Raw genomic sequence first — 12,794 nt, 5'->3', positions numbered from 1 at the left:
TTATCCTCCCTTCCTGCCCGTAATATTTTGGATGATTACTTGGTTTTCTCGATAATAATGTCCCAGCGACCTTCTTCAACCTCTTCCAGCTCTACGTTGTAACCCTGCTTCCGCGCCCATTCCGGGACGTTTTTCATGGCGCAGCTATGGTCAACCTGGACAATCAAGATATCGCCTGCTTTCAGCTCCTGCATCTTTTTCTCCGTGCGGATTAATGGTACCGGGCAGGCTTCGCCCAGGGCATCAAGGGTATATTCGGCCATGCTTAATCAACCTCCATTTATTTAGAAATAATTATTCCACTTTCCGGTATTCCCACCAGGTGGCCATCCAGTATAGGGCGCCCAGGAGGCCGAATTGGACCAGAAGGGCCAGCGGCCAGCCCAGGACGTTGGGCAAAAATATTGACGGCGAGGATTTCATGGAGAAACCCTGCCACCAGCCGAAGTGATAGGCGCCCAGGGCCGAACCGGTGACGAAGAAGACCAGGGTGACCATGAGCATGATGAAACCCTCGCCTACGCGCATCAAGGTACCGGAGGCACAGCCGCCGGCGATAACCATACCGATGCCGAATAAAATAGCGCCAATAACGGTATGGATACCTACGGGGCTAATAAAACCCGGAATAGGTTTGCCGGCCATATAAGCGGAGAACTGGATGGCGGCAAAGCCAACAGTGGCTACTGCTATGGCTATAATCACGGCCCGGGTTAAAGAGGTGCTGCCTGTTAGTACAGGGTCACGCATAGATGCGGTAAAGCAGAAACGGGAGCGCTGCAAAACGAAGCCAAAAGCAAGGCCGAAGACCCACTTGGCAGCGAGGGCGATTTTTAAGCTCCCCAGGAAGACGCCAAAGGCAATTACCAGGGCCAGGACCAGGAGGGCATAACCTATCTGGTTCTTTTTCTTTGCTTTAGAGCGTGAGCTAACCCGGGAGCGCAAAGAAGCCTCACTTTGTGCCATGTTCCCACCTCCATTAAGTTTTATTATCGTGAAGGCCTTCACTATCACCAGTTTAAAATAACAACCGCCCCTTGTAAACTTAGCTTCACTTATGCTACTATAAGTATAACTTATAGCAAAGGGATTAAAGAACCTGCCAGCAGGGGAGGATAAAATGAACCTGAACAACTTGCGCGTTTTCGCTACTGTTGCCGAAACAGGGAACCTTTCGGAAACGGCCCAGCGTCTCTTCCTGACCCAGCCGGCGGTTACTCAACAGATCAAACACCTGGAGCATGTTTTTGCCATCCAGCTCCTGGAACGCACCAACCGGGGGGTTACCCTCACCGATGCCGGTGAAGTTTTAAAAGACTACGCCCGCAAAATAGTATCCCTTTACGACGAGCTGGAAAGCGCCATGGAGGGTTTACGTGCCTCCGTCGGAGGCCAATTGACCGTGGGGGCTACCTCGACGATTGGCGGTTATGCTGTTCCCTGCAGCATCTGCATCTTTAAGGAAAAATTTCCCGAAGCTGTATTAAAGCTAAAGGTGGCCAACCGCCAGCAGATTATCAATGACTTGAAAGAAGGGCGGATCGACATCGCCCTTATTGAGGGCAAGGATTTAAAGGGGCCTTTTGTTGCCTGTGAGCTGGCCGTAGACCAGCTAGTGATCATCGCCCCTAATAGAAAACCCTGGACTGATCGAACCAGTATCAGTATTGAAGAATTAAAAAAACAGCCTTTTATCATCCGCGAGGCTGGTTCGGGTACCCGCCAGGTCATCGAAGAGGCCCTGAACTCTATTGGTCTGGATTTGTCCCACCTCAATATCGTGGTGGAGCTGGCGAGCGTTGATTCTATCAAAGCCGCCGTAGAGGCCGGCGTCGGCATCTCCATCATGTCCCGGCTGGCCCTGCGCAAGGAACTCCATACGCGCACACTGCTGGCCCTGGAACTTGAAGGTCTTTCCCTTGAGCAAAAAATATACCTGGCCTATAACCGCGAAAGGATCCAGACCAGGCTGGGTAAAGCCTTTATCAACTTCCTGCGTTCCCCGAACCGGGGTTTCTGTTAATTATTTCACCCGCCGCACAGTTACCTGCCAGATGCCGTTATCGATCTCCTGAACTGCCGTCTTATAACCTTTACGACGCATTTCGTTCCTGATAGATATGGTGGCACAGCTGTGGTCGGTTTTCAGGATGATGGCGTCGCCTACTTCCAGCTCCTTGAGTTTTTCCCGTATCTTGATATTGGGTACCGGGCACATTTCGCCCAGGGCGTCAATAAAATATTCTGCCATAAGCCCTCACCTCAGTTATCCTATTTTCGTACCTTAAGAGTGAGATTCCTGCCGGCGGTTTGTTCCCAGCGCAATCATAAATAAAGTTTCAGGTTAAAGGTTATTACCCTTGACAAAACTAGCGGTTGCATCTAAACTCATATATAGCAAAATTCTAATGTAATAATAAAACATTCCGCCTGCCCGGATGTAATATGGTTAATCCACTTTAGGCATGGGCTCTGGCCGGGTTAAGGTGAGACTGGCTTTTGCCAAACTGTAAAAAACCGCAAAAAGGAGATGCTTTTCTGTGAGCAAGCAGGGCAAATTGCTGTTGATTGTCGCCGTATTTTTGGCTGCCTATTTCCTGCCCTTCCAGCATCCCCGGATGCAGGGCGCCATCCTGGAAGCCTTCTACATGCTGCAGGAATACGCCAGGGAACACGTGCTGTTCTGCCTGGTACCCGCCCTTTTCATCGCCGGGGCCATGAGCAATTTCCTCTCTTCCCAGGCTGTCATGAAGTACCTGGGACCGGAAAGCCCCAAGGTTACAGCCTATGGAGTGGGAGCTGTGTCGGGAGCAATCCTCGCCGTCTGTTCCTGCACCGTCTTACCCCTGTTCATGGGGATATATAAGCGCGGCGCCGGCCTGGGACCGGCTATAGCTTTCCTGTATTCCGGGCCGGCCATTAACGTCCTGGCCATTATCCTTTCGGCCCGGGTCCTGGGCTGGCAAATAGGGCTGGCCAGGGCTCTGGGTGCGGTGCTGTTTTCTGTAGTAATCGGCCTGATCATGGCCCTGCTCTTCAGGGGCGAAGAGCAGGAGCGGGCGAAAGGGCTGCTTATGCCGGAAACAGGAGAAACCCGGCGGACGCTTGGGCAGACTGCTTTATATTTCCTGGTGCTGGTCTTAATCCTTGTCTTTGCCGCCTGGGGCAAGCCGGCAGAACAAGCGGGCTTCTGGTATGCGGTATACAGTGTCAAATGGTATTTAGTTATCGCTCTTCTCTTAGCCCTGGCGGTGATTTTAAAGGCCTGGTTTAAGCGGGAAGAACTGTCAGCCTGGGTGGATTCTACGTGGGATTTCAGCATTAAAATCCTGCCCCTCCTTTTCGGGGGCGTGCTGGTGGCCGGCTTCCTGATGGGCAGGCCCAACGTCGATACCGGTATTATACCGGCAAAATATATCGCCATGGTGGTGGGGGGCAACAGCCTTTTAGCCAACTTTACCGCTTCTATTGTCGGCGCTTTTATGTACTTTGCCACCTTGACGGAAGTACCGATAATCCAGGGACTTATAGGGTCCGGGATGGGCCAGGGGCCGGCCCTGGCCCTCCTGCTGGCGGGCCCGGCCTTGAGTTTGCCCAATATGCTCGTTATCAACAGCATACTGGGGTTCAAGAAAACCTTTGCCTACGTTTCCCTGGTAGTCATTATGGCTACCTTAACGGGGATGGTATTTGGAGCCCTGGTGGGCTAAAATTAAAGTAAAAAATTGAAAAAGGAGATGGATGGTCATGGAAATCAAAGTTTTAGGTACGGGATGTGCCCGGTGCAAGGCGCTGGAACAAAACGTGATAAACGCCTTGGCGGAAATGGGCGTGGCCGCTGATGTGGAAAAAGTGACGGACCTCAATAAGATAACCGATTATGGGGTTATGATGACGCCTGGACTGGTGGTCAACAACAAGCTCAAAGTGTTCGGCCGGGTGCCCGACAAAGAAGAGATCAAGAAATGGATCCAGGAGGAAATGAGCCAGTAAAAGGGAGATGAGCTGGTAATGGCGAAATGCACCTGCGAACCGGCAGAAATTATGCTCTTTCCCTGCGCGGGAGGTTCGAACGTAGGCCAGCTTGCCAACCAGGCGGCGGTAAAGCTGGATCAAGAAGGCGCGGGCAAGTTGTTTTGCCTGGCCGGGCTGGGTGGCCATGTCCAGAGCATTGTTGAGTCCACCAAGGTGGCCAGGAGAATTGTGGCGATAGACGGCTGCCCTATAGGCTGTGCGAAAGCAACTGTGGAGCATGCCGGCTTTCTGGTGACGGACTATGTTATGGTGACCAGGCTGGGAATCCAGAAGAATCATGAATTTGCCTGGACGGGCGAAGAACTGGACCGGGTGGTCCAGGCGGTAAAAGAATCCCTGGAATCTTAATGGCCGGGCCACGGGTTATATTTCCCGTGGCCCTGTGCCCATCTTGTAGCTTAAAGCACTTGTTAATGTTTCAACGACAGAGCGGGCATATACGCTTCAATCGCAACACCTGGATAATGGGGAAATGCCGCAGCAACAATCTTCTGCTGCCTGTTTACTCGTACTGCCGGCTGCGTTTTCTTCTTTTTTGCGCTTGGCCGCAAAGAAGCGCTTTAAATTATCAGGCAGCTCCTTCGGTACTTCCCTTTCTGCCGGGGCTTCCATACCGCCGCCGTAAACATGCTTCAGGATGGCCTCAATAATCATTCCTTTGGGAGCTTCGGTATATTCCTTGCCCTGGTATACCCAGACGCGGCAGTCCACATCTTCGCCGCAAAGGTCGCCGCAGGATTCGCAAAGGCTTTCCCTCACTTCCAGCTGGATGTCCCGCCCGTTGATGCGAATGGTGGGTGAACTGACAAATCCCAGGGCCAGGGCCTGTTCTTCCGTCTGGACGTGGATCTTTTTCAGGTTAACCTTGATCCCGGTAGCCTGTAAAACCCCGGCCACTTCGTTAAGGGCCTCTTCCAGGTTGCGTCCCGTACCCCGGCACCTGGTGCAGGCATCCAGGTCCAGGTAGAGAAACTCGATGTCGAGGGTACGCTGGTTATCCTGGGTAACGAGCGATGTTCCTATTTCTTGCCCTGCAGTTTTTTCCGGACTGCCCGGTGACGGAACGCCGCAGCAGCAACCGTTGTTGGAGGTTTGGTTTTCACCTTCAGGGATCTCCTCGATACGGATAGAGCAGCAAGAACCTCCCTGCCGGCCAAAGACCTTGGCCAGCAGTCCTTTCTTTTCCGCCATAATATATTGCCTCCTCATGCAAAGATAATATTAAAAACATACCCGGCCAGGACGGCGACGGTAAAGATGGTGAGAACGAAGGCCACCACTAGGCGGGGCTTAAAGATGCTTGCCAGCAGGGTAACCTCGGGGATACTGGCCCCGGCGCCACCGATGATCAGAGCCACGAGGGTGCTCAGGCTCATACCTTTCTGGAGCAAAACCATACCAATGGGGATCATCGTTTCGACGCGGATATAGAGGGGGATGCCGATAACCGCCGCCACCGGGATGGCCAGGGGGTTGCCGGGGCCGGCTACGCGGGCCACCCACTCGGCCGGGACAAAGCCGTAGATAAAAGCGCCTATCGCCACACCGATAAGGAGATAGGGCAATACGCCGGTAAACTGATGCCACGCCCCGATTAGGGCGCGAAGCAACCGGGAGCGGAAATCCCGGCTTTCCTGGTTGTCAACATGGCCGCCGCTGATGCGGATCCTTCTTACCTGGCTGGCCAGGCCAATTTTTTCCCATACAGCCCCCAGGACGACGCTGAGGATGAAGGTTATAGCCGCGTAGGCAACCGTGGCCCGCCAGCCCAGAAAGGCCAGGAATAAGCTGAGGATTACGGGATTGAGAAGGGGGGAAGCCAGGAGGAAGGAGCTGGCGGCGCCGAAGGGGGCGCCGGCGTTTATCAATCCCACCATAATCGGGATGGTGGAACAGGAGCAAAAGGGAGTAATAGCCCCCAGAGCCGCACCAAGGACGTTACCCTGGCCCCGGCGTCCAGTAAGTAGCCGCTGGATGGTGGCCGGCGGGATATACTCCTGCAGTAACATCACCAGGAAGCTGACGCCGATGAAGAGTACCACCAGTTCGATTGTAATGACAAAGAAAAAATGAAGAGCCTGGCTTAAGGAATTGATGCCCATTTTTGTACCTCCCTAGTATTGTATTAGCTCCAGTTAACAGGTGTTAAGTGCTATTTTGGTTTACGCGTAGTTTAAACCTGGAACTTATAATATATCCATCAATGCATAGATGGGCAATGTATAAATCTAAACATATTCATCCCTCCTCCGGTTAAGTGACATTTGAGTTGTATCAATTCATTACAATTGGTCGTTATTTTCCTGTACTTTTACCGCCTGTAAAATATAATTGGTAACCTCCCGCCAGGCCTCGACAGCGACCCGGAAGGCTTCCTGTCCCTTAGGAGTAAGGGTATAGACTTTGCGCTCCCGGCCCCCGGCTATCTCCAGGGAAGAAGTGACGTAGCCGCCCTCCTCGAACTCCCTGAGTACCGGGTAAATCGTCCCCTCGGTAGGCGTGCAGCAGCCCCTGGTAACTTCGGCTACGGTGCGGGCTATCTCATAGCCGTGCATGGGCTGGGTGTAGAGAACCCGCAGGATAAAAAATTTAGACAGGCACATCTTGATGATACCGTTCCAGTACTCGCGATCAGTATAATCCATATATGCCCCCTACCTTTAACCTCTATACATAGATGGGCAATGCTTCTGCTTGTATTATATGGTACCCGGCTGGTGGTGTCAAGGTATTTTCCAGAAGGGATATAGTTATTAAAGCGTATTTATAGGAAAATTAGAATGAGCTAGTTTTAAGGCTGGGGAGTTGGTATCACATGGGTAAAGTTCTTATTGCTCTTGATGAGGAAGACCAGCTAATACTACAACGTATATGCCTGGATAAAGAGGCCGAAGAGGCCCTGGAATTTGTATTAGAGAAAATTGCTCCCAAGCTACCTAAAAAGATTCCCTGCCTGGCAGGGGTGCTTATGCAACCCGAGAGGTAGAAGATTTTCTAGTTTTCCACATCTTGGGGAGCATGGGGTTCATGCAGAGGTTACATAACATCGCCCAAACACTATACTTACAGCCGGGGAGGTAATTATATGGCCATTTACCTGGATAACGCGGCCACCACCTTTCCCAAGCCGCCAGCAGTCTGGCAGGCTATGGAGCATTTTATGAAGAATATAGGAGCCAGCGCCGGCCGGGGCGGCTACCGCCGCGCCCTGGCGGCGGAAGAGATAGTCTTCCAGTGCCGGCGGCTACTGGGGAAGTTATTTAACATTAATGACGCCACCCGCATCGTTTTTGCCACCAACGCCACCGAGGCAATCAACCTGGTCCTCAAGGGCTGGTTGAACCCCGGCGATCATGTCATTACTACGGCTATGGAACATAATGCCGTCTGGCGCTGTTTGAAAACCCTGGAGAAGGAACGCGGTATAAGCATTACCGTGGTGCCCTGCCGGGAAGACGGCGAATTGCTACTGTCAGAGTTGGATGCGGCCTTCCATGAGGAAACGCGCCTGCTGGCCTGCACCCATGCCTCCAATGTTACAGGAACGGTGATGCCGGTGCAGGCAATTACTGCCGCAGCCCACCGGCACGGGGTGCCTGTTCTGCTGGACACCGCCCAGACGGCCGGGGCATATCCCATAGATGTCCAGGAACTGGATATCGATTTCCTGGCCTTTACCGGTCACAAAGGCCTGCTCGGCCCCATGGGTACCGGCGGCCTCTATATACGTCCCGGTTTCGACCTGCGTCCCCTGAAGGAAGGGGGTACCGGTTCGGTATCCCGCCTGGAGTACATGCCTGAGGGCCTTCCGGATCGCTTTGAGGCCGGGACGCTGAACGTTGTCGGCATCGCCGGCCTTAAAGCGGCTGTGGAATATATCCTCAACCAGGGGATCAGCCGCATCCGTTCCCACGAGGAGTTTCTGACGGCCAGGATACTGGCCGGGCTGGAAGAGTTACCTGCAGTGATCGTCTATGGCCCCCGGGAAACGGCGCGCAAGGTGGGCGTGGTTTCCTTTAACATTAAAGAACTGGCCCCGGAAGAGGTGGCCTACGCCCTGGACGAGAGCCACGAAATTATGGTCCGGGTGGGCCTGCACTGTGCGCCCCTGGCCCATAAAACCCTAGGCACCCTGGAGCGGGGAACGGTGCGGGCCAGCGTAAGTTATTTTAATACCACGGAAGAGATAGATGCCTTTTTAACGGCGGTAAAGGAAATTGTAGAACTAACAAGCTGAATTATTGGGAGGTCCTGTTATCAAAAGGGCCCTAGTGGGCCGGCATGGGGAAAGAGGCTATGATTCATCAGGCAGCAATAGAGATATGGGAGGCGGCACCTGTGTTTCTGGAAAAGATAGACGTCACCAAAGTGGAGACCTGCCTGGCCGATGCGGAAAAGATCCGCCTGCAGGCGGTTTTGAGCCAGGACATTGAGGAGTTATTACCCTACCTCAATACCGTGATTAAAAATGCCGTATATAACCATTACGCTAAAAACCTGACCTTTATGAAAGAGTTTCGGCTCATAACCCTTTACCCCCGCAAGCTTACCATGGCCAAAGCGGTCAATATGACGGACGCCCTCCAGGTGCTGGACTGGCTCAAGGATTTAATCAACGATACCCACCGGCGGCAAAAGGAAATCTCGCCCACTTTCACCAAAAAGGAAAGGCCCACAGCGCTGCAAATATACAAATGGCTGCCCGGGACCAACTGCCGCCGGTGCGGCCAGTTAACCTGCCTGGCTTTTGCCACCAGGTTGCTGAGCGGTGAGAACGCCCTGGCGGATTGCCTGCCCCTGGCGGAGGCGGAAAATAGTGAACGCTTCAACGCCTTGCAGGGGTTGCTGGGGTAAGCCGCTATGGATTTGCCATCTGGCGCCGGTAGAATTCCGCTTTGTTTTCCGCTCCTATGAGGCGGTCGATAATATAAGCAATCGCCAGTATCCCGGGGATGTTGACCAGCCAGCGGGTCAGGGCAAACTTTATGCCCAGGGCTGACATTTCAAACAGGAACATTGGGATTTTTAAAGTCGACCAGGAACAGAGGAAAATAATAATGTTGCTGTATTTGGTGCCTTTCTTCGCCATGACGGCGGCCACTGGGAAGGCACCGTAAAGGGGCCCGGCGGCGGCCGCCCCCAGTATTATGCTTAGGACAATGCCCTTTAAGCCGGAGCCTTCACCCAGGTAGCGGATAATCGTTTCCCGCGGTACCCAGACATCCAGCAGGCCCAGGAGGAGAAAAATCGGCGGGAGAATGGAGAGCATTTCTGCAAAGTTACCGGCGGTGTATTTAAAAATTGTATAGCCGGTGCCTGGATGAAAGAAGGCTATTACCACGTCAAAGAGAATGATTAATAAAAAGTAGCGGTAAGTCTTAATTAAGTTAAGTAATTTCATGCTCCCACCACCATCCCGATGATAATAGCCACGATAAAGGAAAAGACATAGCTCAAAGAATTACGGAGGATAGTTTCTTTTTTACCGAAATACCTGCTTTCCAGGGGAGCGGTGACGACGCCCACCATCATCAAGGTCGAAACGAAGACAGCCATCTGCATGATTCCAGCGCCCCGGTCAAGCAAAGATTTGGCCAGGGGAAAGGCGACAAACCCGGGAATAAGGGTAACGGAGCCGACTATGGAGCTGGCCAGCATGCCCGGGAAGCCGCTGTTTTTGCCCACCAGGGCGGCAATGGTATGAGGTGACAGGTAAGTCAGCATGATCCCTATCAGGGCCAGGACGACAGCAAAGTCGGGTAAGATGTTGGTAAAGGCCTTCCAGCCTTTCATTAAAGCCAGCCGGGTTTTATGGCGGTCTTTCCAAAAAGAAATTAACAGCCCGCCCAGGGCCAGCAGGTAAAGAAGCAGGGTAAACATGGCATCTCTCCTTTATATGTTATAGCGTCTTATTGACGGGATGGAATTATTGGTTTATCCTATTATTGTATATTAACACACATATGTAAATAGCAGATAGGGAGTGAATCCATGTGCGGTTATGAACCCGGCGGGCATCACAATCGCTGCGATTGTCGCGGCGCTCGCATGGAAGGCTTTTTGCAGCCCTGCCTATTATTGCTGCTCTATGAGAAATCCACCCACGGTTACGAGCTGATGGAAAGCATGAACCGCCTGGGATTATGGGAAGGCGTTCCCGATGCCGGGGCCGTTTACCGCCACTTACGCCGCCTGGAGGAAGAAGGCCTGGTGCGGTCCCACTGGTCGACCAGCGGCCCGGGACCGGCCCGCCGCCGGTATGAGATAACCCCGGAAGGGGTAGATTACCTCCATGACTGGGCGGTGACCATCCGGCGCAATAAAGCCGCCCTGGAAACTTTCCTGGCGCGATATGAAAAACTTTTTAGCGGGCACGACACGGATGCGGCGAAGGGGTATTAAGCCCCTTCGCCCAGTTCCTTCAGCCTTTCCTCCACGGCTTTTACTTCGGCCTGTAGTTCCTTAAGGTATGCTTCCAGCCGGTCTTTTTTCTCCACTGCAGTTAGATAGTGACGGTGGAAGCCCCCGGGGTGATGGCCATGGCAGCAGCACCCGCCCTGATGACCGCTATGGCCTCCATAGTAATAGCCATGACTGTGGTGACACTGGCACATATTTAATCCCCCCATGCTGTAATTAGCTTATATATGTCGTTGGCATATATAAGTTTAATTATATTATACAACCTCCAGGATGTAATTGTCAACGGTGTCTTTGTCTGATGAAAGAACTACAGGTTTATTTGCAAGGCTGGATATAAAGGGCAAAAAAGGCACCTGAGGAAGGATATTACGTTTATAGAGGCGAATGATTTTATTAGCGATATGTTTATTTAGTCATAACGTCTTGTTGGAGGTGTTTTAGCAATGGGTTTTCAAAAAGCAAAGGCAAGCTTTCTCATAAAAAAAGAAGCAGCCTCCTTTTTAGCCGGTAATCGCTATGATCTGCTTGAGTGGGCCGGCGCTTTTGGTGACCTGGGTACCCTTATTCCCTTTGTTCTGGCCTACATAACCATTTTAAAGATGGATCCTGCCGGCCTTCTTTTTGCCTTTGGCCTGGCCAAGATCATTGCCGGTTTTTTTTATAAGACGCCTATACCCATTCAACCCATGAAGGCCATCGGTATTGGCTCTGTTGCCCAGGCCGGAGGTTTTACACCCGCAGCCATATGGGGTGCCGGGTTTTTTACAGGGTTGGTATGGTTATTCCTGGGGCTGACAGGCATTATTGACCGGGTGGCGGCCCTGGCCAAAAAACCTGTTGTCCATGGGATTGTGCTGGGCCTGGGTTTTACATTTATGGTAGAAGGCATCCGTTCCATGGCTACAAATTACTTCTTAGCGGCTGTGGCGCTAATTGTGGCCTTTACCTTGCTGGGTAACCGTAAATTTCCGGTCATGTTTTTGTTGCTGGCGTTAGGAATTGGCACCAGCCTTGCCGCTAACCCGGCGCTAATAGTAGATTTAAAGAAAAGTATAGGCTTATCCCTGCCGCAATTCACCCTGGCCCGGTTCACCTGGCCCGAACTGGTCAGGGGTTCGTTGCTCCTTGCCTTACCGCAAGTCCCTTTGACTCTAGGTAATGCCGTTATTGCTATCGTGGCGGAAAATAACGAGCTCTTTCCTGCGAGGCGTATCACCGAGGGTAAAATTGCCATTTCCACAGGCTTAATGAACCTCCTGGCCCCTTTTTTTGGCGGGGTACCCATGTGCCATGGAGCGGGAGGAATGGCCGGCCACGTACGTTTCGGTGCCCGGACCGGCGGAGCCCTGGTTATCTTGGGCTCCCTGGTTATTGTAGTTGCCCTCTTTTTTAATCATGGGGTAAATATACTTTTTCAGCTGTTCCCCCCGGCCATTTTGGGCGTGATTTTGTTTTTTGCTGGGGCGGAGCTGGCTTTAACGGCGAAACCTGATTCTGCTAGCAGGCAGGAATTTTACGTTACGCTGGTCACGGCGGGTTTTGCGATGTGGAATATGGGAGTTGCTTTTGTAGTGGGGTTATTGTTAAATGAAGCTCTGGCGAGGGGATGGGTAAGGTTTTGAGGCCCTTATAGGGCAGGGAGGAACATCAGTAGGCATTCATGCCGGCTGGTGGCACCCACGGAGGATGAAAATGATAGCAAGAGCCTATTTTTAAATAAGCCCCCTAAGGGGGGGCTAACGCCCCCCTCCACGATCTATAAAAATGGAGAATGTTTTCCTTTGCTTTGTTCTTCCGGGTTGGCCACCGACTGATAAAATTAAGCTTGACGCTTAAATCTACTTGACAAAGTTCTTTAAGCCCAATATTATATAACAAATGACTTATAAAGGAGGTGAAGGGGGGTGACATTGAAGGAGTGGGAAAAGACCTTTAAAGCCCTGGGCCAGCACCTGCGGCTGCGGATTATTGCCCTGCTGGCCGAACAGGAGCTGTGCGTCTGCGAGCTGGAAGAGATCCTGGGCATTACCCAGCCGGCCATCTCCCAGCACCTGCGGGTCCTGAAGGAAGCGGACCTGGTCTGGGAGGAAAAAGTGAGCCAGTGGGTATTTTACCACCTTAATAAAGAAAAACTGGCCGCTGTCCTCCAGGGCTGGCTGGCCTATCTGGATGTGCCCCTAGCGGAAAAGAAAGAGTTTACTGCCGACTACCATAAGCTGCTGCAGCTACTGGAGAACCCCAAGGTTGCCTGCCGCCCGCCCCGGAAGAGGGGTAGTAAAGACGGTGACCGTTAGGGAAAGAGATCAGATGATCCCACTTCGCACTTTCTACCTCTC

At 52.4% G+C, this 12,794-nt stretch carries 19 protein-coding genes; 10 read left to right on the top strand and 9 right to left on the bottom strand.

The genetic code is table 11. From position 1 onward, the window contains the following. Positions 1 to 35: 35 nt before the first annotated feature. On the bottom strand, positions 36 to 263 hold the full coding sequence (locus MOMUL_RS00670; RefSeq protein WP_062280232.1) for a sulfurtransferase TusA family protein: 228 nt from the start codon (positions 261 to 263) through the stop codon (positions 36 to 38). 31 nt (positions 264 to 294) lie between these two features. Next, positions 295 to 966: a YeeE/YedE thiosulfate transporter family protein gene (locus MOMUL_RS00665; RefSeq protein WP_062280230.1), complete on the bottom strand. Its 672-nt coding sequence runs from the start codon at positions 964 to 966 to the stop codon at positions 295 to 297. Between the two features lie 154 nt (positions 967 to 1,120). Between MOMUL_RS00665 and MOMUL_RS00660 the strand changes: the two genes are divergently transcribed. Further along, entirely contained in the window at positions 1,121 to 2,023 is a 903-nt protein-coding gene (locus MOMUL_RS00660) for a selenium metabolism-associated LysR family transcriptional regulator (protein WP_062280227.1), read from the top strand. Here the strand turns inward: MOMUL_RS00660 and MOMUL_RS00655 are convergent, their stop codons facing one another. Further along, positions 2,024 to 2,251 (bottom strand): sulfurtransferase TusA family protein, encoded by a 228-nt coding sequence (locus MOMUL_RS00655; protein WP_062280224.1) that lies wholly within the window; start codon positions 2,249 to 2,251, stop codon positions 2,024 to 2,026. It lies immediately after the preceding gene. Between the two features lie 289 nt (positions 2,252 to 2,540). Here MOMUL_RS00655 and MOMUL_RS00650 point away from each other — a divergent pair, with 289 nt between their 5' ends. The 3 genes from MOMUL_RS00650 to MOMUL_RS00640 are packed head-to-tail and all read left to right on the top strand — an operon-like array spanning position 2,541 to position 4,383. Then, complete coding sequence (locus MOMUL_RS00650) at positions 2,541 to 3,710, top strand: permease (protein WP_062280222.1); 1,170 nt, start codon at positions 2,541 to 2,543, stop codon at positions 3,708 to 3,710. A 37-nt stretch (positions 3,711 to 3,747) separates the two neighbouring features. Continuing rightward, entirely contained in the window at positions 3,748 to 3,993 is a 246-nt protein-coding gene (locus MOMUL_RS00645) for a thioredoxin family protein (RefSeq protein WP_062280219.1), read from the top strand. Between the two features lie 18 nt (positions 3,994 to 4,011). Continuing rightward, positions 4,012 to 4,383 (top strand): putative zinc-binding protein, encoded by a 372-nt coding sequence (locus MOMUL_RS00640; protein WP_062280216.1) that lies wholly within the window; start codon positions 4,012 to 4,014, stop codon positions 4,381 to 4,383. Positions 4,384 to 4,479: 96 nt separating this feature from the next. Here the strand turns inward: MOMUL_RS00640 and MOMUL_RS15460 are convergent, their stop codons facing one another. The 3 genes from MOMUL_RS15460 to MOMUL_RS00625 form a co-directional block, all read right to left on the bottom strand. Then, positions 4,480 to 5,226: a DUF2703 domain-containing protein gene (locus MOMUL_RS15460; protein ID WP_084785367.1), complete on the bottom strand. Its 747-nt coding sequence runs from the start codon at positions 5,224 to 5,226 to the stop codon at positions 4,480 to 4,482. 14 nt (positions 5,227 to 5,240) lie between these two features. After that, complete coding sequence (locus MOMUL_RS00630; RefSeq protein ID WP_062280213.1) at positions 5,241 to 6,137, bottom strand: permease; 897 nt, start codon at positions 6,135 to 6,137, stop codon at positions 5,241 to 5,243. Positions 6,138 to 6,317: 180 nt separating this feature from the next. Next, a complete protein-coding gene (locus MOMUL_RS00625; protein WP_062280211.1) occupies positions 6,318 to 6,680 on the bottom strand; it encodes a PadR family transcriptional regulator in 363 nt (120 codons plus the stop codon). Between the two features lie 170 nt (positions 6,681 to 6,850). On the opposite strand from MOMUL_RS00625, the gene MOMUL_RS16485 reads away from it, so the two are divergent. The 3 genes from MOMUL_RS16485 (at position 6,851) to MOMUL_RS00615 (ending at position 8,889) form a co-directional block, all read left to right on the top strand. After that, a complete protein-coding gene (locus tag MOMUL_RS16485; RefSeq protein WP_161484943.1) occupies positions 6,851 to 7,021 on the top strand; it encodes a hypothetical protein in 171 nt (56 codons plus the stop codon). A 99-nt stretch (positions 7,022 to 7,120) separates the two neighbouring features. Beyond that, positions 7,121 to 8,272: an aminotransferase class V-fold PLP-dependent enzyme gene (locus tag MOMUL_RS00620; protein WP_062280207.1), complete on the top strand. Its 1,152-nt coding sequence runs from the start codon at positions 7,121 to 7,123 to the stop codon at positions 8,270 to 8,272. 101 nt (positions 8,273 to 8,373) lie between these two features. Further along, complete coding sequence (locus MOMUL_RS00615) at positions 8,374 to 8,889, top strand: (Fe-S)-binding protein (RefSeq protein WP_062280203.1); 516 nt, start codon at positions 8,374 to 8,376, stop codon at positions 8,887 to 8,889. 4 nt (positions 8,890 to 8,893) lie between these two features. Here MOMUL_RS00615 and MOMUL_RS00610 read toward each other — a convergent pair whose 3' ends face one another. Both MOMUL_RS00610 and MOMUL_RS00605 read right to left on the bottom strand, forming a co-directional pair. Beyond that, on the bottom strand, positions 8,894 to 9,436 hold the full coding sequence (locus MOMUL_RS00610; RefSeq protein ID WP_062280200.1) for a permease: 543 nt from the start codon (positions 9,434 to 9,436) through the stop codon (positions 8,894 to 8,896). Further along, entirely contained in the window at positions 9,433 to 9,915 is a 483-nt protein-coding gene (locus MOMUL_RS00605; RefSeq protein WP_062280198.1) for a permease, read from the bottom strand. The genes MOMUL_RS00610 and MOMUL_RS00605 overlap by 4 nt, the downstream gene beginning before the upstream one ends. A 111-nt stretch (positions 9,916 to 10,026) precedes the next feature. On the opposite strand from MOMUL_RS00605, the gene MOMUL_RS00600 reads away from it, so the two are divergent. Then, on the top strand, positions 10,027 to 10,437 hold the full coding sequence (locus tag MOMUL_RS00600) for a PadR family transcriptional regulator (protein WP_062280196.1): 411 nt from the start codon (positions 10,027 to 10,029) through the stop codon (positions 10,435 to 10,437). Here the strand turns inward: MOMUL_RS00600 and MOMUL_RS16480 are convergent. Continuing rightward, complete coding sequence (locus MOMUL_RS16480) at positions 10,434 to 10,532, bottom strand: DUF5320 domain-containing protein (RefSeq protein WP_161484942.1); 99 nt, start codon at positions 10,530 to 10,532, stop codon at positions 10,434 to 10,436. The two genes, MOMUL_RS00600 and MOMUL_RS16480, sit on opposite strands and share 4 nt — an antisense overlap. A 369-nt stretch (positions 10,533 to 10,901) precedes the next feature. Between MOMUL_RS16480 and MOMUL_RS00595 the strand changes: the two genes are divergently transcribed. Both MOMUL_RS00595 and MOMUL_RS00590 read left to right on the top strand, forming a co-directional pair. Beyond that, the gene (locus tag MOMUL_RS00595; protein WP_084785366.1) at positions 10,902 to 12,080 is read left to right on the top strand and encodes a putative sulfate/molybdate transporter; all 1,179 of its coding nucleotides are present in this window, start codon (positions 10,902 to 10,904) and stop codon (positions 12,078 to 12,080) included. 282 nt (positions 12,081 to 12,362) lie between these two features. Beyond that, the gene (locus MOMUL_RS00590) at positions 12,363 to 12,752 is read left to right on the top strand and encodes an ArsR/SmtB family transcription factor (RefSeq protein ID WP_084785365.1); all 390 of its coding nucleotides are present in this window, start codon (positions 12,363 to 12,365) and stop codon (positions 12,750 to 12,752) included. Positions 12,753 to 12,794 lie beyond the last annotated feature (42 nt).

It is taken from the genome of Moorella mulderi DSM 14980, from assembly GCF_001594015.1.
Taxonomy (GTDB): Bacteria; Bacillota; DSM-521; order Neomoorellales; family Neomoorellaceae; genus Neomoorella; species Neomoorella mulderi.
Note: the sequence above shows the minus strand (reverse complement) of the source record. Positions and strands in the feature narration are given on the sequence as shown.